This is a genomic window from Methanotorris igneus Kol 5 (assembly GCF_000214415.1).
GTDB lineage: Archaea > AGJL01 > Methanococci > Methanococcales > Methanococcaceae > Methanotorris > Methanotorris igneus.
In genome coordinates, this window is record NC_015562.1 from 1,027,808 (window position 1) to 1,047,065 (window position 19,258).

The following is a 19,258-nucleotide window of genomic DNA, read 5'->3' on the forward strand; positions in this document are numbered from 1 at the left end:
ATGTGTATTTTTGCCTATATTTTTGGAACAACCATAGTAAAAGTAAAATCTAACTGTCTAAATTATAACATATCCAAAAAAGCAATACAAACTCTTATCTCAGCTTATAACCCATTTAAAATTTTGTTTGAATCATACAATACTACAGTCATTTGTAGAATTTTATACGGCAAAACCTTGTTTTGCCTTCCTAAAAGTTTTCTTCAATTCCATTAAAGATGTGATCATTTATAACGCAAACGACCACATACATAACCATTATCTATATCTACACCATATATCCACACTCAATAAGCAATATATTTACATAATATAATAAAAAATAAAAGAAAGTGAAAAAAATGATAAGAGAAATATTTTCTTCAATAATGGGCGAAGGTAAATTTGTAGGTAGAAGATTTATCTTCATTAGATTTAAAAAGTGTCCATTAAATTGCATCTACTGCGATGAGGTCTCAAAAGGAGAAGGAGAATGTAGGGTTGAAGTAATCCCCGGAACAAGGAATTTTAAGATTTATAATGAGGAAGAAATTGAAGATAAATTAGTCGAGATAGTAAATTCATTAAAAACCCCTGATTTATTTGCAGTTTCGTTTACTGGTGGAGAGCCGTTGGTTTATGCAGAATATTTAAAAAAATACTCTAAAATTCTGAAAGAAGAGGGATATAAAACCTACTTAGAGAGTAATGGTATGTATCCAGGTAGGGTCTCATTCTTTGATTATGCATCCATTGACATAAAATTGCCAGAGCATTTTGAGGACATAAAAGAGGAAGATTACAAAAAACTCTATAAAAATGAATTAAAAACCATAGAAAAACTCTACAACATGGGTTCAGATGTGTTTGCAAAAGTAATAATCATGGAAAATACAAGTGTTGAGTTTGTGGAAAATATTGCAAAAGATTTAAGTGATATTGGTAACATAATGTTATGCATTCAGCCAGTAACACCTTATGGAAAGGTTAGAAGAATGCCAACCCAAAAAAAGATATTTGATATCATGTCTGCATGCGGAAAGCATGTTGATGTTATGTGCACTCCTCAAATACACAAACTTTTAGGGATGCTCTAATGCCAACTTAGGAAACCAAAATAATAAAATTAAAATATGGGCAGTGGTAATATATTAAAGGCTTTCAAGTATAGTTGTTTGCGTTATATGTTACTATCATCAAGAAATTAAAAAGAATAAATTATGCTTTATTTGAAATTTTAACCTTAATTCATTGTCCTTTCGGAAATTTTATTATTTCTAAATATTATAACAAAAATTCGCAAATAACTTATAGTAATAAGTATGTGCTGATCGTCGTGGATGTGTATTAATTTTTTCAGAAAAGAGGGGTATTATGAAAAAAGAACTTATTAAAAAAGTGATAAAATTAAAAGATAAAGGTTTAACAATTGGTGAAATTGCAGATGAACTAAATGTATCTATGGATACCGCACTTTATTTGGTTTTGAATGCTGAAAAATTGTTGAAAGAGGAAGAGGTTAAAGAAACTACAGAAAAAAGGAAAAAATTGGATATATTCGTTGAGTGGAATACTGTAGGAAATTCATCAAAAAGGTTAAGATATATAGCATCAATTATGTGCGATATTCTAAAAAACGTTGAGTTTGATGCTGTCGTTGGAATTGCTACAAGTGGCGTTCCTCTCGCAACAATGATTTCTGATGAAATGGACAAAGAATTATCAATCTACATTCCTAAAAAACATGTTCACGATGAAGGAAAAAAGATTACTGGTATTATAAGCCACAACTTCTCAAATATTGAGCATAAAAACATTGTTATTATAGATGACGTCATGACTACTGGTAGCACAATAAAAGAAGCAATAAAATATTTAAGAGAAATTGCAAACCCTAAAATGGTTGTTGTGATGATAGACAAAAGTGGAATAAATGAAATAGAAGGAATTCCAGTAGTTCCTTTGTTTAGAGTAGGCATCGTTGAAATAGAAGATAGAGAATAAAGAAAAAGATAAAGAAAACAAAGTAATCGGTTTTTATTTAATTATCTAACCTAAATATCTACAATCATAAAATTATATAAATAACTTTTTTCATAATAAGTTATTCCAAATTTTATAGGGAGGAAGATTATGTGCGGGATTATCGGTTTTATCAGTAGGGATCAAAAACTCATCGGTGGAGAGAAAATAGCAACAGCATTAAACTGTTTAAGAGAGAGAGGAAATGGTAAAGGTGCCGGATACGTTGGTTATGGAATTTATCCAAAGTATGCTGATAAATATGCAATACACGTTTTCCTTGATAGTAGTAAAGATTATGATAAAATTAGAGAAAACGTAAGATACACACTTGAAAAATATGGGTATGTTGTTAAAGATGAGGAAATTCCAGTAGAAGAGGGTGTCCTTGAGAAAGAATATGTTTCATGGAGATTCTTCTATGAATTTGATGAAAAATACAAGCCATTTGAAGAAGACAAGATGGTTGAATTGGTAATGGAAATTAACGACAAAATTGATGGAGCATTTGTATTTTCAAGCGGTAAAAACCTTGGAGTATTTAAAGCAGCAGCTTGGCCTCATGAAGTCGCAGAGTATTTCAAAATAGACAAATACAAAGGATGGATGTGGATTTCTCATGCAAGATACCCGACAAACACAAGAGGTTGGTGGGGTGGAGCACACCCATTCAACCTATTAAACTGGAGTGTTGTGCACAATGGAGAGATAACAAGTTACGGAACAAACAAGAGATACGTTGAGTCCTTTGGATACAAGTGTAGGTTATTCACTGACACTGAGGTTGTTGCTTATTTGCTTGACTTACTCGTTAGAAAACACAAATTACCAATAGAATATGCTGCAACAGCATTAGCACCAAGGTTCTGGGATGAAATTGATAGAATGCCAGAGGAAGAAAGAAAGATACATGAAGCAATAAGGATGACCTATGGAAGTGCAATGTTAAATGGGCCGTTTGCAATCATCGTTGGGACACACGAAGGTATGCTCTTTATGAATGGAGATATTGAAAAAGGAAACGCCATGTTTGGCTTAACTGACAGGATTAAATTGAGACCTTTAGTAGCTGCTGAGAAAGATGACTTGTTCTTTGTTTCAAGTGAAGAAGCAGCAATTAGAGCAATTTGTCCAGATTTAGACAGAGTTTGGATGCCAGACGCTGGAAAAATGGTCATTGCAAGAGTAAACAAATAAATTTTCATCCCTATCGTTCAAAACTGCTTTTTTAAAGTAAATTAAAAGTAAATTAAAACAAAAAATTTAAAACAAAATTAAATGGAGTGGAAACATGATACCATCAACAGTGCCACCAAAATTCAAGGTAGAGATTGACCATGAAAGATGTATGCTCTGTGAGAGGTGTACAATAGAGTGTTCATGGGGAGTTTTGAGAAGACATGGGAACAGAATAGTTGCATACTCAAACAGATGCGGTGCATGCCACAGATGTGTTTCAATGTGTCCAAGGGATGCTATAAAGATTATTCACCAACCAGTATCATACAGACCACACCCATTATGGACTGAAGAGGCAAGAGAAGATATTTACAACCAAGCAAAAACCGGATGTATTTTACTTAGCGGTATGGGTAACGCAAAGGACTTCCCAACATACTTTGACAAAATTGTCTTAGATGCATGTCAAGTTACAAACCCATCCATCGACCCATTGAGAGAACCAATGGAGTTGAGAACTTACATTGGAAAAAAACCAAAACAATTAGAGTTTGAATTTGTTGAAGAAGAGATAGATGGTAAGAAAATTAAAAAAGCAAAATTAAAAACAAAAATTGCTCCTAACTTAAAATTAGATACGCCTATAATGATTGCCCACATGTCATTTGGTGCTTTGTCCTTAAATGCACACAAGGCAATGGCAAAGGCTGTCAAAGAATGTGGAACTTACATGGGTTCTGGAGAAGGTGGATTGCATAGAGAACTCTATCCATATGCAGACCACATAATAACCCAGGTTGCAAGTGGTAGGTTTGGAGTTAATGAGGACTACTTAATGAGAGGGGCAGCAATTGAGATAAAAATAGGGCAAGGGGCAAAGCCAGGTATTGGTGGACACTTACCAGGAGAAAAAGTTTCAGCAGAGGTTTCAATGACAAGGATGATTCCAGAGGGTAGTGATGCAATATCTCCAGCCCCACACCATGACATATATTCAATTGAAGACTTAGCTCAATTAGTTAGAAGTTTAAAGGAAGCAACAAGATGGAAGAAGCCAGTATTTGTTAAGATTGCTGCTGTCCATAACGTAGCTGCTATCGCTGCTGGTATTGCAACATCTGATGCTGATGCTGTCGTTATTGATGGATTTAAAGGAGGAACTGGGGCAGCACCAAAGGTATTCAGAGACAACGTAGGAATTCCAATTGAAATGGCAATTGCCGCAGTTGATGAAAGGTTGAGAGAAGAAGGATTGAGAAATGAAATAAGCATTATAGCAAGTGGTGGTATTAGGAACTCTGCTGATGTGTTTAAGGCAATTGCATTAGGGGCAGATGCGGTCTATATTGGAACTGCAGCAATGGTTGCAATGGGATGTAGAGTTTGTGGAAGATGCTACACTGGTTTATGTTCATGGGGTATTGCAACACAGAAACCTGAATTAGTCCAAAGGTTGGATGTAGAAACTGCTGCACAGAGAGTTGCAAACTTAATCAAAGCATGGACGCATGAAATTAAAGAGTTACTTGGAGCAGCAGGAATTAACGCAATTGAAAGCTTAAGAGGAAACAGAGATAGGTTGAGAGGAGTAGGATTGAATGAAGTTGAATTGAAAGCACTTGGAATAAAACATGCAGGTATGTAATTGACTATTAATGGCAAAACCCAAAGGGTTTTGCCGTATATGTTTTTAACAAACATCCCTTTATCCTCTTGATATTGATCTACGAGGCAAGATTTCCTTTTACTGAATCGGAACGAAGTGAAGAGCTGCAGAGGCCAATTCCTGTTTAACTTTTCAAAAACTTCTTTTAAAGCCATGGTGTGGTGAAATGATGAAAGAAATTACCATAGATGCTAAAGGTATGGACTATAGGGAACTAAATGAAAAAATACATGAGGCATTAAGAGAAAATCCAGATTTGGAAAAGATAGTGCTAAAAAATGTGTTGGGGCAGAGGTTTATAGGTAATGGAATTCAAAAAAAGAACTTAACCATTGAAATTTACGGAGTTCCAGGTGGAGATTTGGGAATGTTTATGAATGGGCCAAAGATTATAGTTTATGGAAACACCGACCATGCTCCTGGAAACACGTTGGATGATGGTGTTATTGTTATTCACGGTAGTGGTGGAGATGTTACAGGGCACTCAATGAGAGGAGGAAAAATATTTGTTAGAGACAACGTTGGATATAGAAGTGGAATCCACATGAAGGAATATAAAGATAAAGTCCCTGTTTTGGTTATAGGAGGAACCGCAAAGGATTTCTTAGGAGAATACATGGCTGGAGGAATTATAATTGTCTTGAACATTGATAGGGAAGGTAACGATTTAGGAAAAATAAAAGGAAGATTTATAGGAACTGGAATTCACGGAGGAAGTATTTACATTAGAGGAGATGTCGATAGGTTCCAGTTAGGTGTTGCAGCAGATATTAAGGAATTTACTGAAGAAGATAGAGAAAAGATAAAACCATACATTGAAGAGTTTTGTAAAGAATTTGGTTTAAGTGATGAAATAAAAGAGAAGTTAATAAACTCAAAATACACAAAAATCGCCCCAATATCAAAGAGACCATTTGGAAAACTCTACACACCTGACTTGATGTAAATTGTGGATGGATATCTCACTATCTGGATAACTTTTTAAAATTCATAATACACCCCTTAATTTAATTTGAATAGATAGGTACTAAGTGGAATATCTCTACCTTTTTAGATAAAAACCAAATCATAAATTTAACAATTTTGTTTAACTTTTCAAAATTTCATGAAAAAACATAGACTAAAGGTGAAAATAATGAAATCATATTTGAAATTAAAGGAAGAGGTTTGGGACAAAAATATATGCTCTGGATGTGGAGCTTGTGTTGCAGTTTGTCCAGTAGAAAACATATACTTCAAACAGCAGAGTCCAGTTAAGTTTAAATGTGAGTTATGTGCATGCACAATAGATCCTGCTGCAGAAACTGAATGTCCAGCATCTGCTGAATTTTGTAAGGTAACCTTATATAATGTTCCTTGTGGGGCATGTTATGACGCTTGCCCAAGAACAGAGGAAAAATTGGAAATTCCAATTGAGGAGATTGGGAAATATATTGAGATATTTGGAGCAAAATCAAAAATGGATATAAAATATGCCCAAAGTGGTGGAGCTGTTACAGCAATATTGTGCAATGCTCTTGATGAGGGCTTAATTGATGGAGCTATTGTTGTAAGTGAAGATAAGTGGACAATGGAACCAAAATCAGTCCTTGCAACAACAAAAGAAGAGTTGATAAAAGCAGCTGGTAGTAGATACAACTGGAACGTCCCAATATTGGAGGCACTAAAAGAGGCAGTTATGGTCAGAAAATTGGAAAAGTTGGCAATTGTTGGGACCCCTTGTGTTATAAATGCAGTTTTCCAAATCTTAGCATCAGATAATGATTTATTAAGACCATTCAAAAAGGCTATTAGGTTAAAGATAGGATTGTTCTGTACTGAAACATTCAAATATAGTGAATTAATGGCTAAAATTAAAGAAATGGGAATAAACCCATGGGAAATAAAAAAGATGGAAATTAAAAAAGGGAAGTTAGCAATTGATTTATTAAATGGTGAGACAAAAGAAATTCCGTTGAAAGAAATCGAATACTGTGTTAGAAAAGGATGTAGTGTATGTAGGGACTTTACCGCATTGGTATCTGATATCTCCGCGGGTAATGTAGGAACTCCAGAAGGAGTAACAACATTAATAGTAAGGAATGAATGGGGTAAAGGTTTCGTTGAGAGAGCAATACTCAATGGTTACTTAGAGAAAGTTGATTGCGAAGTAAATATTGATGCAATCAAAAAACTCGCTAAGAAGAAAATGGAAAGAGGAAATTAAATAAAACCTTTTTCTTTTAAACTTTTTTTAACGTTTTCAATCCCAACATGTTCAACAAAATCACAAATTCTACCTTTTCCAAATTTTGTGTATAGTTCAATAATTCCATCAATAACTTCTATAACCTCATCCTCAGTTTTAACATCCACCAGCCATTTTCCTTTTTTTGGAAATTTTCCCCCCTTCCCTCCAATAAATATGGATATAACCCTATCTTCAACCTTTATAGCATTGCAGAGTTTGAGACATTCCCCCATTCCTATGCAATTTTCTTTTATAACCTTATTTTTCCAATCTATTGCATCTATCTCACAAAAACCTCTGCATTTTCCACAATCAGTGCATTCTTTTTTATCAATTTTTAAAATGTATCTAAAACATATCCCAATATCGCAAAATTGGTGATGAGTGCAGTTATTTGGGCATCCACTGACATTTATCTTTAACTTTTTTGGAACCCAAATACCCTCAAACTCATCATGAATCATCCTTGCCAATTTTATCGAGTCCCCAATAGAATTTGGGCATTCAGTTCCAATGCATGCAACTATCTGCCTAATCCTTCTACCAGTTGAACCCAACTTAATTCCAACTTCATTCAATATCTTCTCTGCCTCTTCTAAGTGTTCGTGTTTTATCTTTAACTCAATACCTTGCCTTGTTGTGATATGAACCTTATTCTCTCCAAAATTTTTTGCAATATAACTTATCGCATCTAATTGTTCAGAGGTTATGTAACCTGGCTTTAATGCCAACCTTATCATGTATCCATCCTTTTTTGGAATAACTCCAAACTTGTAATTTTGGTTGCAGAACATAATATCACCAAATATATAAAGGAGTACATATAAAAATATACAAATGAATTATGATATAGACATGTGTGCGTAATTCATGCACACATTAGTAAGTTTTATATATACCTTAGTTAAAAAATAAAGTGTGAAGAAATTATTCACACATGTAGGTGATGCAAATGTACGAGTGGAAATTAAATGAAATTGTTGATAGTGGGATATGTGCTAAATGCGGTACATGTACAATAGTATGTCCTAATGGTATATTAACTTTTGAAGATAAACCAAAATTAATAGAGGAGTGTTTAAGAAAAGGTCATGGGATGTGTTATGACGTTTGTCCAAGGGTCTCATCAGGAAAATACCAAATAAAAATAAGAGAGAAGTTCAAGGAAGAATACTACTATGGAAAAGGAGACATTGAAGGGCAAGATGGAGGAGTTGTAACAACATTTTTAAAATACCTCTTAGAAAACGGAAAAATTGATGGGGCTATAGTTGTTGGGGATGAGTGCTGGAAACCTGTCTCATTAGTTGTCCAAAATGCGGAGGATTTATTAAAAACCGCAAAATCAAAATATGCTGTATCAACACTTGATGCATTAAGAAAAGCTGGAGAAATGGGATTAGAGAAAGTTGCAGTCGTTGGATTACCATGCCAAATTAATGGATTAAGGAAGTTGCAATACTTCCCATACTTAGCAAAACATGATGGAGAACTCGGCAAAAATGGAAAACCAGTCAAATTACCAAAAATTGAATACTTAATTGGTTTATTCTGTACTGAGAAGTTTGATTATGACAATATGAAGGAAGTTCTTGCAAAGCATGGAATAGACATTGAAAAAGTTGAAAAATTCGACATTAAAAAAGGAAAACTTCTCGTTTATATAAATGGAGAGAAGAAAGAAATTGACTTAAAAGAGTTTGAAATCTGTTCAGGATGTAAAATGTGTAGGGATTTTGATGCAGAGATGGCTGATGTTTCAGTTGGGTGTGTTGGAAGTCCAGATGGTTACTCAACAGTCATAATAAGAACTGAGAAAGGGGAAGAGATTAAGAATGCTGTAGAATTAAAAGAAGGTGTTGATTTAGGAGCAATTGAGAAATTAAAACAGATGAAGTTAAAGAGATTCAAGAAAGAAATTGAAAGAAGAAAAGAAAACAATGAGAAAGTATCATTCTACTGGACAGCCGATTATGGTGGAATTGGTAAGAGAGCAGATGGAACTTACTTCATAAGAATTAGAGCAAAACCTGCTGGATGGTACACTGTTGAAGAGATAAAAGAAATATTAAGCATTGCAGAAAAATACAACGCTAAGATAAAATTAACAAATAGGGGAGCTTATGAGCTCCACGGCATAAGTGGATTTGATGCTGAAGATATTGTTTTAGAACTTATGGAAAAAGGTCTTATAACAGGTTCAGAAGGACCATTAGTTAGGGCAACATTGGCATGTCCTGGAGCTGGAAACTGTAGTAGTGGATTGATAAATACGCTGGAATTGTGTAAAATAATTGAAGATAACTTCAAAGAAAGACCTGCCCCATACAAATTCAAAATTGCAATTAGCGGATGTCCAAACAAATGTGTAAGACCACAAATCCACGACATTGGTATAGCAGGGGTTAAATTCCCAGTTGTTAATGAAGAAAAATGTAACGGCTGTGGAAGGTGTGCAGAGGTCTGTAAGGTTGAGGCAATTGATATAAGGGGAGAAACATCCTATACCAACTACAACGTATGTATTGGATGCGGTAAGTGTATTAAAGCATGTCCAAATGAGGCAAGAGATGTTAAAGAAGAAGGCTTTATGGTTTATGTTGGAGGTAAAACAGGAAGGGAAGTTGTTGAAGGAATTAGCATGAGGTTGATGAGTGTTGATGAGATAATCAACTTCATAGATAAGGTATTAGTTGTCTATGATAAATACGCTAAGAAACCACAAAGAGAAAGATTAGCCGCTGTTATGAAGAGAATTGGTCAAGGCAAGTTTCTGGAGGAAGTTGAAGAATTGATGAAAAAATAAACTTAATTTTCTATATTTTCTATCGCTCATCTTCAACCACCATTACCTAACATAATTATCAGCAATTTGATAAACCAGTTTGATTTGTAGTTATAAATGAATGTGTAGAAGCTTACGTATATGTGGAGATTTTTCCTGGAAATTCCTCTGTGTTTTCTTAAATAGGGTTTGATTATCGAATGGAAGCATTCGCAGTTATTAATGTGAGAGAACCCGTTAGAATATTCTTTCGACGCGTGATTGACTGTTAAATGCACAGATACTTTCGGATGCGAGCTTAAATTTTCATAGATGGTGTATTCGTCCGTATTAACGATTAAATCGTCTGAATTCACCCCATCAATCATTTCCCATATTCTAACTTTGCTTAAACTAACTTCCACTGAGGTGAAGACCCTTTTCTCCATTCTGCTGTACAGTGTTATTATTGGAGGTCTCTCAGTTCTGTATGTTCCCCTGCCTCTCCTTTTTAAACCTCTTCTTCGTCTGTTTTCTTTTTTAATTCCTTTATCTCCAGCGTTAACATAGAATTCGTCTATTTATATCACATTTCCAGCAATTTTTTTAAAATATTGTCTTTTTCAGATAACTCCATAACTTCCTCCGCGAAATAGTAGACGGTTCTGTAATCCCTCTCCAGCTCTTCGGATATCTGTTTAATGGATGAATTTTTCAGGTTTTTGATGATGTAGAACATCTCTCCCAGAGACATCTGCTTTTTGGCGAATATCGTTCCAGTTAAATCGTTGAAGTGTCTCCTGCACGAGTTGCATCTGTATCTCTGAATGTATGGTTTATTTCTCTCTTTACCCTTTAAAATAACATCTCTCGAATTGCAGTATGGACAAACATAGCCCCTACTCCATCTAATCTGCCTTATAACTTCAATACACTCCTTATCCCCCGGTATGAATAACCCATATATTTTAGCGCTCATAAAACTATTTATGGCAATCATTGTTTATATAGGTAATCATGGATGAACATGAGCGTTTTCTATTTTTTTCATTCCTAAATTCTTCCCGAAAAGTATTTTAATATGTAACGCATATTTATTTTTGTATATAAGGATATTTTAGGGGGATTATGGAGTTAGAAAAGATTCAGAAAATTAATATCTTAGTATTGAAGCCAATAAGTGAATTATTAAAAGCAAATGTAGCCACATTTGATAAAAATGGGAAGGTTATACAGCCATTTTATTTTGGAAATGAAATATGCAAGATGATAAAAACCCATGAAATTGGAAGAAATATTTGCCAGAACAGCCACAAGAGAGTTTTAAATTCAGCAAAATTAAAAAATAATACGGTAAAAAAGAGTATTATTGAAAAGGAATTGTCTAAGATTACCCCTATTGCATATCCGGATGACGAAAAGGGACCTATTATTATTGATTACTGTGATGCTGGACTTTTAAAAGTTCTATACCCTATAAAAAATAACGGGGAGATTGTAGGTTATACTGGAATATGTGGATGCTTCAAAGAGGGAGAGGAGGAGTATTCCCTCAAAAAATTAGCATCTGTTTCTGAGGTTATAAGTGTTGACAAGGATAAGCTTCTAAATCTTGCAAAAGATGAAATAAGAAGTTTAAGTGAGAATGAGATAAAGGTAGTTTTAGAACTTGTTAAGAATATGATAAAGTATGATATTGACTTTAAAAAACTCTCTGCTTGCTTATCAAAAAAAGAACTTAGCGAAGAAGACGAAGAATATATTTTAAAGTTTTTGGAATATTTCGTGCTTCCAACAGCAGAAATTATAAATTCAAACTTGATGTTTTTTGATAATGAACTTAATGCACTTTTTGTTATGGATTATGATAAATTTTCTTTTGTGATGGAACAAATGGATTATAATAAAGATAGAATAAGAAAATTAGACAAGCCATTATTTTTAGAACAAGAAAAGATGTTCATAATTCCAATACACAAACTTTATTTAGTAGGTACGATTAGCGAGAATAACAAATACACCACCGAAGAAATAAAAAAGTTCGTATACGTTATTTACCAATATTTCCAAATTGTAGTTTAGTATTTTTTTAGCCATTCCTTAACACTTAAATACCACTCATCTAAAAGTTCCTCCATTTTTACCTTCACTTCTTTAAATTCAATAGGTCTGTAAATGTATTTAAACCCGCTTTTTTCTGTTACCTTTTCCCTCTCAACTAACCCACAATTCATTAAACTCCTCAATGCTTTTTGAACTGTTGTCCTATCCCTATCTATTTTTTCGGCAATTTCCATTACTGTTGCTTCCTTCATATCTAAAAGTTCAAAATAAATCCTAATTTCAATCTCCTGCAAGCCCAAAATACATCTCATCAAGTCCTCAATTGTGAATTTCTGCATTCTCGCCACTATAAGATTATCCATGTAATCACCCAATTTTATTCAATTGGAAACCTCAGCAACGCTGCAATACCTCCCAATGCCTTTAACTGCTTTCCAGCATCATGGGTTGTTGAGATAACAATTACTTTTCCACCAATGCTTTCAGTAAGATTCATAATCTCTTCAATGTGTCTTTTTCTCAACATTTCATCAGTTACCAATAATGTTTCTATTGCTGAATAGTTTAGAGCTTTTTTCACTTCATCTATCCCATAGGCAGCCAATCCATTCTTTGCTATCTCTTCCAAAAGTTTATTTACATATTGTGCCTCTTTACTCAATCTCGCTTCTCCATAAATTTTGTTTATAATTCCGCTCTTTAAAATCTCATTTAATCCAGTTCTTCCAGTTGTGCATGTATTTTCAACAACAATCTTTTTTGCCAAGTCTTTGTATTTTTCTGAAGCAAATTTTTGGAAATTATTCTTCCCAAATCCTGGCCCTGCAACTAAAATTTTATCGGTATCATAATTTAAAAGTGTTTTTGCAATTTCATGGTAATATTCTGCCCTCACTTGCTCATTTGCCTTGTAATCCAATTTCTTTGAAACATCGGATTTTATACTTGCTACTTCTTTAACTCCAAACTCCCTTATTAAATAAATATCCGCCTCAGAATCATCCATAACAACGGCAACAATTTTTGGTTTTTGAGAAGATTCCACTGCCTCTTTTAATCTCTCAAGATGCCATTTCTTCCATCTTTTTTGAATAGAAACTTCAGTAAATGGCTCAACCTCAATGGTATGGTGAGAGCCAAGTGGTACATCATCAGGACCATGAATAATTGTCCCAAAAATTCTTAATCTGTTGGTATCTTCATGAAATTCAACTTTTTCACACCTAACCCCTAAAAACATCCTCCTCTTAACCCCTCTATCTGCCCTTAGTTTATCTCCCTTATCTTGCACTCTTCTTTCTGTTACTGCATATACGTTGTCTCCTCTTTCTATTATTGTTGAAAGATACCACAAATCATCTAAATTCTCTGGCATTACTTTTATTATGTCCCTTTCAGGAATTTCCTGAACTATTTTCATAGATATCACTGCCTTCTTTATTGTGTTTTTGAAGTCTTTAATTTTATTTAGTTATTTTTAGTTATTTGTTAAATTTAATTTGTTAAATTAACCTATATCTAATTCTCCGTTTTCAAGGACATATATTTTGAAGGATTCCTTAACAACTCTCTTTTCCACATAATTCTTTGCATTTTTTCTAATGAATTCTAATATATCTAAGGTACTATATTTTACATGTATGCCTTTTTCATCTGCCTTTTTAAAAACAATCTCTGGGATTTTTAGGACGTCAGTATCTTTTTCAATATTAATTACCAAGGGGGCAAAAATTTGATTGTATATTCTTAATGTGTTTTTTGCCTTTTCAACATTCTCTTTTGCTCTCTTCTCAATCATGCTTATATTTGCCCTACTTGTCCCCAACATTTTTGCAATTTCTTCCTGTGTTAAGCCCTTCCTCCTCAACTCTAAGACCTTTATTTGCATTTCTGTCAAAAAAGATTTAGCAAAATTTTTTTTCTTTTTTTCTAAATCCATAAAACCACCAGCAATATTCTAATATAGGTCATTTACACCATTTTTTAAGGAAGAATAATAATTTGAAATTTTGAAAATTTAACCACTTCATGATTATTATTATACCTAAATAAGTGACAAAATTCTACGACAACTATAGTTTTAAGTATAATCAACAATATATATTTTAATACCCTTAAATTTTTTAATTTTCAAAAAGTATGTGGGAGATTTTTATGATTGAAAAAATGAAACCTATTGTAGAAAGACTTATGTATGAAGGATATATCAAAAATAAAAAAGTTGCTGAAGCTTTATTAAAAGTTCCAAGACATGAATTTGTTCCAGAAGATTTGAAGGAATATGCCTATATCGATAGTCCTCTTGAAATTGGCTTTGGGCAGACCATTTCAGCAATCCACATGGTTGCGATGATGTGTGATATTCTTGATTTGAAGGAGGGGCAGAAAGTTCTTGAGGTTGGAACTGGATGCGGATATCATGCAGCAGTTACGGCAGAATTGGTTGGAAAAGATGGATTGGTTGTTACAGTTGAGAGATTTCCAGAGTTAGCTAAAAGAGCAGAGAAAACATTAAGAAGATTAGGCTATGATAATGTAATTGTGATATGTGGGGATGGAACATTGGGATATGAGCCCCTTGCTCCTTATGATAGAATTTATGTAACTGCTGCTGGGCCTAAGGTGCCAAGGCCTTTAATAGAGCAACTTAAAGATGGGGGGAAATTACTAATACCAGTTGGGAGATATGTGCAACACCTCATTCTAATTGAGAAAAAAGATGGGAAAATTATTGAAAAGGATTTTGGAGAAGTTTCATTTGTACCACTTGTTGGAGAGGAAGGGTGGAAAGATTATTAAACAATATAATATATAAATGACAAAAATATCAAAAATATTTAGAATTTGAGTAATAATTTATATACCGCAATAATATTTATAGTTGTGTGCGTTAGAAGTTGGACATAATTTCAATAAGATTTATGGTATTAAACACTTAATTTTAAAAATTTAAAAGGGAATAATGACCACTTAAAAAATTAATGGCAAAACCCAAAGGGTTTTGCCGTATAGATTAATGGCAAAACCGAAGGTTTTGCCGTATATATTTCGCACACAACTATATTTATACAAAAATAACAATCATGGAGGGTTATTATGAAAAAGGTAGGAACCGATTTGTTAAAGAAGGGATTTGCTAAGATGGTTAAACATGGAGTAGTTATGGACGTTACAAATGTAGAGCAAGCACAAATTGCAGAGGATGCTGGTGCAGTTGCAGTTATGGCTTTGGAAAGAGTCCCAGCAGATATAAGAGCTCAGGGTGGAGTAGCAAGAATGTCAGACCCTGCATTAATTTTAGAGATAAAAGACGCTGTCTCAATCCCTGTTATGGCAAAAGTAAGGATAGGGCATTTTGTTGAGGCACAAATCTTAGAGGCAATTGGAGTAGATATGATTGACGAGAGTGAGGTCTTAACCCCTGCAGATGAGCAACACCACATCGATAAAACAAAATTCAAAGTTCCATTTGTTTGTGGAGCAAGAAATCTTGGAGAGGCATTGAGAAGAATAGAAGAAGGAGCAGCAATGATTAGAACAAAAGGAGAAGCAGGAACTGGAAACGTTGTTGAGGCAGTAAGGCATATGAGAGCAGTTAATGAAGGAATTGCAAGAGTTGTTGGATACTATGAGATGGGATTGGACAGAGAGTTATTATACATGGCAAGAAATGAACTTAAAGTTCCAGTTGAATTAGTTTATGAGGTTGCAAAATTAAGAAGATTGCCTGTTGTTAACTTTGCTGCTGGTGGAATTGCAACACCTGCTGACGCTGCTTTAATGATGCAACTTGGTGCTGATGGTGTATTTGTTGGTTCAGGAATCTTCAAATCAGAAAACCCAGAAGAGAGAGCAAGAGCAATTGTTGAGGCAGTTTATAACTACGACAAACCAGATGTTATTGCAGAAATCAGTAAGAACCTTGGAGAACCAATGAGAGGCATTGATATATCAAAATTGAGTGAAGGAGAGATGTTACAGTATAGAGGAGATTAAGGTATTTATACCCTTCCCTCGCTAAAAATTTTTATTTTTTGATTTTAAGGATTTTTAGGGGTTATTTTTTAATTTTAAGGATTTTTATCAAATTTCGAAGGTCTCTTTATTTTGAAAGATTTGCATATTTAAATTTAAGGATTTATTGAGATTTTTTGATTTAAAAACCTAATAGATCATATTTCAAATTTTCCCCGATTGATAGAGTTTATTTAACGATTTAAATCGATTTTAAAAAATTATTTCGAATTTAAACGATTTTTAGAGAAGTGCAGAGGTATATAAATGAACACTGTTAATACCCCTTTGAAAATCAATGCTTTAAAAAGAAGCAAATAGAGGTTGTCGAAAAATACGAATACTATAAATAATAGTAATAATAATTATGAGCGGCAGAAAAACCAAAAGAAAAGGATACTGGAAAGCCTACGATAAGAGGTTTAAGATATTCAATATTAAGTACACTTATGATTTTGTTTCATTTATTATAAATATTTTACTTCCATATAAAGAAAAACGCAAAGTAGGAAGGCCTTTAGCTATAAGTTACAATGAATATATAGCTACTCTAATAATAAAACACATTTTTAGAATTAGTTTAAGAGATTTAGAAACTCTTTCCGATTATTTACATAAAAAGCATATAGATAGCTCCACATACGGAAAAGCTTTTCAGAGGATTAAAATAAGCGATTTAACTAAAATAATCGTTGGATTACACTTAATTATTGCTAATTCGTTAAAATCATCGGTTATAATTTACATAGCTGATTCCACTGGAGTCCATTTATTAAGAGTGTATTGTGAAAGAATCAGAGTTGTGAATAATGAAATAAAAAAGGTAAAGTATCGGGTTTTTGACAAAATGCACGTATTAGCTTGCTATTATAAAGATTATGGATTAATTTCGATTGTTATGGTAAAATGGGATAATGGATATAGTTCAGACAGTAAAAACTTACTAAAAATGATAAAATCTTTAGATTTTGTGAAAGGTGCGATAATATTGTTGGATGGTGGTTACGATGATGAAGATTTACTTAGAGAGTTGTTATCTATAGACCTCATTCCAATAGTTAAAACAAAAGAGTTTAAATGGGATTACGGTATTTCTAAAATCAGAAAGAAAGTTAAAAAATTGTTTGATAAGAAACTGTATAAAATTAGAGGGGTAATAGAAGCGATATTTGGAGGGCTAAAAACTAAATTTAGATTAACTCTAAATGAAAAACTACCTGAAAGTAGATGTAGAGCTACTTTAGCAGTAGCAATCGTTCATAATATTTTAACACTAATGAGAGTTATTAGTATTAGAGAGTAATATTTAAATTCATTGATGAAATAATTTTTCGACAACCTCAAGCAAATAGAAAACTTTATATAGGAAAAGGAGCAAAATATTGTCCTGTTAAAATCAGACCCTTAGGGGGATGGAAATTTAAACTCCATGTTCCATCATCATTTTCGGATAAAGTTAAAATCAGACCCTTAGGGGGATGGAAATCCAGATAGAGTTGAAGAAACTGTGGAAAGTATTGACTTGTTAAAATCAGACCCTTAGGGGGATGGAAATGCATAATTATCACTCGTTAAATACTCTATCATGTGAGTATATGTTAAAATCAGACCCTTAGGGGGATGGAAATATAATCTTATTTACGCCCTCGCTATCCACCAACCCCCGTTAAAATCAGACCCTTAGGGGGATGGAAATCCCAATATACTGCCTGAAGAGGGACTATTTTATAATTTGTTAAAATCAGACCCTTAGGGGGATGGAAACGCTTCTTTTATCAATAATAAAAATAAAAAAAGATTAAAATCAGCCCTTAGGATGGAAATTTTATTTTTTAATAGAGGCACTACCGAGCGAAGCGAGGTAGTGCATCCCATTTTGATGAAACTTTTTTTAAAAGTTTCAATTAGAGCCATAGGGGGATGGAAACGGGCTATAAGTATAATGAATAATACAAAGATAATTCAGGATACGTAGATTGAAAAGTGAAAATATGAATGTTATAATTACAATAATTATAATTTCATTTTCAATATTATTAAGTGTTAAATTATATTCTTCTCTAATGAAGCGTCTAAAAAAAGAGGAAATAAAATTAAAAAATTTTGAAGTTATATATAAATTTGTAATTCCTATTATCTTTGCACTTGTAGGGGTAGAATACAGCAATAGTATTTTTATAAGTGCGGGTATTAACCCAAAATCATTTACTTTGTCTATTTTAGATACGATAGTAGTGATATTAATACTAATGATATATCATGTAAGTTTAGCTATAATCTCAAGAATTATAGTTAAAATCAGCCCTTAGGGATCACATTTAAAATATTTTTGTCCGAAACTATATTTTTGCCAGAGAACTTTTTTAATGATTTCAAAAATAGTATATGCAAAAAAGTTTTTTGGAGATACTATGGACATTCTCAAAAATCTACCCATAACAGACAACCACATCCATGTAGATAATGAGAATGGTTACGGAGCAGAGAAGGTAGCAAAAATCTTCCACAACGCTGGAGGAAAAGTGATGATTGTTTTAAACAAACCCACATTTGATGGGGATTTAACGAAATCCATGGATATCTTGGTTAAAGACATAGAAAGAATAAACAAAAACACCAATGTTAAGGCATTTGGTTTAGTTGGCGTCCATCCGGCAGAGCTAACCGTTATGCTAAAAAGGGGAATTTCCTTAGAAGAAGCAAAAGAAAAAATGATTAATGCCCTAAACTACGCAAAAAAACTTGTTGAGGAGAATGATTTTATCGTGGGTATTGGTGAAGTTGGGAGACCACATTATGAAGTTAGTGAGGATGTTTGGAGAGTTTCCAATGAAATCCTAAGATATGCAATGGAATTAGCGGAGGATTTAAATTGTGCTATCCAAATTCATGCCGAATCTGCAACAGAAGAGCAATTTAAGGAGCTCTCTGAAATGGCAAAGGACGTTGGACTAAACCCAGAAAAAGTTATAAAGCACCACTGTGGGGATATGGTTTTAGAAGGGGAGAAATACGGTATTTTCCCATCAATAATTGCTTCAAAACCCGTTGAAAGTGCAGTAAAAAAATCTCTTAGGTTTGTTATGGAAACTGACTATATAGATGATTTAAAAAGACCGGGTGTGGTTTTGGGCATTAAAACAGTTCCAAGAAGGACAAGAAAACTCATTGAAATGGGTTTATTGGACGAAGAAGGATGTTTCAAAATTCATAAGGAGAATATTGAAAATCTCTATGGAATTGAGATTGAATAACTAAAATTCTTTTTTTATTTAACTTTTTTATAAAAAATCTCTTTTTTCATCTCATTATAGTTTTTAATAACCAAATGGTCATTAAA

19 protein-coding genes and 1 CRISPR repeat array are annotated in these 19,258 nt (G+C 33.3%); of the genes, 13 read left to right on the plus strand and 6 right to left on the minus strand.

The window, feature by feature from the left end:
• Nucleotides 1-341 precede the first annotated feature (341 nt).
• The 6 genes from METIG_RS05165 to METIG_RS05190 all read left to right on the plus strand — a co-directional run bounded on the left by METIG_RS05165 (nt 342) and on the right by METIG_RS05190 (nt 7,052).
• Nucleotides 342-1,076 (plus strand): 7-carboxy-7-deazaguanine synthase QueE, encoded by a 735-nt coding sequence (locus tag METIG_RS05165; RefSeq protein ID WP_013799177.1) that lies wholly within the window; start codon nt 342-344, stop codon nt 1,074-1,076.
• A 277-nt stretch (nt 1,077-1,353) separates the two neighbouring features.
• Nucleotides 1,354-1,983: an orotate phosphoribosyltransferase-like protein gene (locus METIG_RS05170; RefSeq protein ID WP_013799178.1), complete on the plus strand. Its 630-nt coding sequence runs from the start codon at nt 1,354-1,356 to the stop codon at nt 1,981-1,983.
• Between the two features lie 129 nt (nt 1,984-2,112).
• Nucleotides 2,113-3,198 (plus strand): class II glutamine amidotransferase, encoded by a 1,086-nt coding sequence (locus METIG_RS05175; protein ID WP_013799179.1) that lies wholly within the window; start codon nt 2,113-2,115, stop codon nt 3,196-3,198.
• Nucleotides 3,199-3,292: 94 nt separating this feature from the next.
• On the plus strand, nt 3,293-4,825 hold the full coding sequence (locus METIG_RS05180; RefSeq protein WP_013799180.1) for a glutamate synthase-related protein: 1,533 nt from the start codon (nt 3,293-3,295) through the stop codon (nt 4,823-4,825).
• 190 nt (nt 4,826-5,015) lie between these two features.
• Nucleotides 5,016-5,792: a GltB/FmdC/FwdC-like GXGXG domain-containing protein gene (locus METIG_RS05185; protein ID WP_013799181.1), complete on the plus strand. Its 777-nt coding sequence runs from the start codon at nt 5,016-5,018 to the stop codon at nt 5,790-5,792.
• A 189-nt stretch (nt 5,793-5,981) separates the two neighbouring features.
• On the plus strand, nt 5,982-7,052 hold the full coding sequence (locus METIG_RS05190) for a Coenzyme F420 hydrogenase/dehydrogenase, beta subunit C-terminal domain (RefSeq protein ID WP_048055544.1): 1,071 nt from the start codon (nt 5,982-5,984) through the stop codon (nt 7,050-7,052).
• Here METIG_RS05190 and METIG_RS05195 read toward each other — a convergent pair.
• Nucleotides 7,049-7,870, minus strand: coding sequence for a hypothetical protein (locus METIG_RS05195; RefSeq protein ID WP_013799183.1), 822 nt, complete (start codon nt 7,868-7,870; stop codon nt 7,049-7,051). The two genes, METIG_RS05190 and METIG_RS05195, sit on opposite strands and share 4 nt — an antisense overlap.
• Before the next feature lie 158 nt (nt 7,871-8,028).
• Between METIG_RS05195 and fsr the strand changes: the two genes are divergently transcribed.
• The gene (fsr, locus tag METIG_RS05200) at nt 8,029-9,882 is read left to right on the plus strand and encodes a coenzyme F420-dependent sulfite reductase (RefSeq protein ID WP_013799184.1); all 1,854 of its coding nucleotides are present in this window, start codon (nt 8,029-8,031) and stop codon (nt 9,880-9,882) included.
• Nucleotides 9,883-9,914: 32 nt separating this feature from the next.
• On the opposite strand, the gene METIG_RS09760 is transcribed toward fsr, so the two are convergent.
• Nucleotides 9,915-10,421, minus strand: a complete 507-nt coding sequence (locus METIG_RS09760) for an IS1595 family transposase (RefSeq protein ID WP_083809492.1) — start codon at nt 10,419-10,421, stop codon at nt 9,915-9,917.
• A gap of 5 nt (nt 10,422-10,426) precedes the next feature.
• Nucleotides 10,427-10,819, minus strand: a complete 393-nt coding sequence (locus METIG_RS09645; protein WP_048055545.1) for an IS1/IS1595 family N-terminal zinc-binding domain-containing protein — start codon at nt 10,817-10,819, stop codon at nt 10,427-10,429.
• 149 nt (nt 10,820-10,968) lie between these two features.
• Here METIG_RS09645 and METIG_RS05210 point away from each other — a divergent pair, with 149 nt between their 5' ends.
• A complete protein-coding gene (locus METIG_RS05210) occupies nt 10,969-11,922 on the plus strand; it encodes a PocR ligand-binding domain-containing protein (RefSeq protein ID WP_013799185.1) in 954 nt (317 codons plus the stop codon).
• On the opposite strand, the gene METIG_RS05215 is transcribed toward METIG_RS05210, so the two are convergent.
• The 3 genes from METIG_RS05215 to METIG_RS05225 all read right to left on the minus strand — a co-directional run bounded on the left by METIG_RS05215 (nt 11,919) and on the right by METIG_RS05225 (nt 13,843).
• Nucleotides 11,919-12,266 (minus strand): helix-turn-helix domain-containing protein, encoded by a 348-nt coding sequence (locus METIG_RS05215; RefSeq protein WP_013799186.1) that lies wholly within the window; start codon nt 12,264-12,266, stop codon nt 11,919-11,921. The two genes, METIG_RS05210 and METIG_RS05215, sit on opposite strands and share 4 nt — an antisense overlap.
• A gap of 14 nt (nt 12,267-12,280) precedes the next feature.
• Nucleotides 12,281-13,324, minus strand: coding sequence for an mRNA surveillance protein pelota (locus METIG_RS05220; RefSeq protein ID WP_013799187.1), 1,044 nt, complete (start codon nt 13,322-13,324; stop codon nt 12,281-12,283).
• An 87-nt stretch (nt 13,325-13,411) separates the two neighbouring features.
• Nucleotides 13,412-13,843: a Tfx family DNA-binding protein gene (locus tag METIG_RS05225; protein ID WP_013799188.1), complete on the minus strand. Its 432-nt coding sequence runs from the start codon at nt 13,841-13,843 to the stop codon at nt 13,412-13,414.
• Between the two features lie 215 nt (nt 13,844-14,058).
• On the opposite strand from METIG_RS05225, the gene METIG_RS05230 reads away from it, so the two are divergent.
• The 5 genes from METIG_RS05230 (at nt 14,059) to METIG_RS05250 (ending at nt 19,172) form a co-directional block, all read left to right on the plus strand.
• Complete coding sequence (locus METIG_RS05230; protein WP_013799189.1) at nt 14,059-14,703, plus strand: protein-L-isoaspartate O-methyltransferase; 645 nt, start codon at nt 14,059-14,061, stop codon at nt 14,701-14,703.
• Nucleotides 14,704-15,000: 297 nt separating this feature from the next.
• Nucleotides 15,001-15,900 carry a pyridoxal 5'-phosphate synthase lyase subunit PdxS gene (gene pdxS / locus METIG_RS05235; RefSeq protein WP_013799190.1) on the plus strand — a complete coding sequence of 300 codons (900 nt, stop codon included), beginning with the start codon at nt 15,001-15,003 and terminating at the stop codon, nt 15,898-15,900.
• A 385-nt stretch (nt 15,901-16,285) separates the two neighbouring features.
• The gene (locus METIG_RS05240; protein ID WP_013798476.1) at nt 16,286-17,221 is read left to right on the plus strand and encodes a transposase; all 936 of its coding nucleotides are present in this window, start codon (nt 16,286-16,288) and stop codon (nt 17,219-17,221) included.
• Between the two features lie 86 nt (nt 17,222-17,307).
• Nucleotides 17,308-17,683: a CRISPR direct-repeat array (repeat unit 31 nt; unit sequence GTTAAAATCAGACCCTTAGGGGGATGGAAAT).
• A 298-nt stretch (nt 17,684-17,981) separates the two neighbouring features.
• Nucleotides 17,982-18,227, plus strand: coding sequence for a hypothetical protein (locus tag METIG_RS05245; protein ID WP_245527594.1), 246 nt, complete (start codon nt 17,982-17,984; stop codon nt 18,225-18,227).
• Between the two features lie 102 nt (nt 18,228-18,329).
• Nucleotides 18,330-19,172 (plus strand): TatD family hydrolase, encoded by an 843-nt coding sequence (locus METIG_RS05250; RefSeq protein ID WP_048055546.1) that lies wholly within the window; start codon nt 18,330-18,332, stop codon nt 19,170-19,172.
• The last annotated feature ends 86 nt before the right edge of the window (nt 19,173-19,258 follow it).

What these genes read in the sequence shown, in the direction of transcription:
- METIG_RS09645 (WP_048055545.1), bottom strand. Translation starts at nt 10,819, where the DNA reads ATGAGCGCTAAAATATATGGGTTATTCATACCGGGGGATAAGGAGTGT.
- METIG_RS05230 (WP_013799189.1), top strand. Translation starts at nt 14,059, where the DNA reads ATGATTGAAAAAATGAAACCTATTGTAGAAAGACTTATGTATGAAGGA.
- METIG_RS05250 (WP_048055546.1), top strand. Translation starts at nt 18,330, where the DNA reads ATGGACATTCTCAAAAATCTACCCATAACAGACAACCACATCCATGTA.
- METIG_RS05180 (WP_013799180.1), top strand. Translation starts at nt 3,293, where the DNA reads ATGATACCATCAACAGTGCCACCAAAATTCAAGGTAGAGATTGACCAT.
- METIG_RS05240 (WP_013798476.1), top strand. Translation starts at nt 16,286, where the DNA reads ATGAGCGGCAGAAAAACCAAAAGAAAAGGATACTGGAAAGCCTACGAT.
- METIG_RS05175 (WP_013799179.1), top strand. Translation starts at nt 2,113, where the DNA reads ATGTGCGGGATTATCGGTTTTATCAGTAGGGATCAAAAACTCATCGGT.
- METIG_RS05190 (WP_048055544.1), top strand. Translation starts at nt 5,982, where the DNA reads ATGAAATCATATTTGAAATTAAAGGAAGAGGTTTGGGACAAAAATATA.
- METIG_RS05220 (WP_013799187.1), bottom strand. Translation starts at nt 13,324, where the DNA reads ATGAAAATAGTTCAGGAAATTCCTGAAAGGGACATAATAAAAGTAATG.
- METIG_RS05210 (WP_013799185.1), top strand. Translation starts at nt 10,969, where the DNA reads ATGGAGTTAGAAAAGATTCAGAAAATTAATATCTTAGTATTGAAGCCA.
- METIG_RS05195 (WP_013799183.1), bottom strand. Translation starts at nt 7,870, where the DNA reads ATGTTCTGCAACCAAAATTACAAGTTTGGAGTTATTCCAAAAAAGGAT.
- METIG_RS05245 (WP_245527594.1), top strand. Translation starts at nt 17,982, where the DNA reads ATGAAGCGTCTAAAAAAAGAGGAAATAAAATTAAAAAATTTTGAAGTT.
- METIG_RS05215 (WP_013799186.1), bottom strand. Translation starts at nt 12,266, where the DNA reads ATGGATAATCTTATAGTGGCGAGAATGCAGAAATTCACAATTGAGGAC.
- METIG_RS05185 (WP_013799181.1), top strand. Translation starts at nt 5,016, where the DNA reads ATGAAAGAAATTACCATAGATGCTAAAGGTATGGACTATAGGGAACTA.
- METIG_RS05225 (WP_013799188.1), bottom strand. Translation starts at nt 13,843, where the DNA reads ATGGATTTAGAAAAAAAGAAAAAAAATTTTGCTAAATCTTTTTTGACA.
- METIG_RS05165 (WP_013799177.1), top strand. Translation starts at nt 342, where the DNA reads ATGATAAGAGAAATATTTTCTTCAATAATGGGCGAAGGTAAATTTGTA.
- pdxS (WP_013799190.1), top strand. Translation starts at nt 15,001, where the DNA reads ATGAAAAAGGTAGGAACCGATTTGTTAAAGAAGGGATTTGCTAAGATG.
- fsr (WP_013799184.1), top strand. Translation starts at nt 8,029, where the DNA reads ATGTACGAGTGGAAATTAAATGAAATTGTTGATAGTGGGATATGTGCT.
- METIG_RS05170 (WP_013799178.1), top strand. Translation starts at nt 1,354, where the DNA reads ATGAAAAAAGAACTTATTAAAAAAGTGATAAAATTAAAAGATAAAGGT.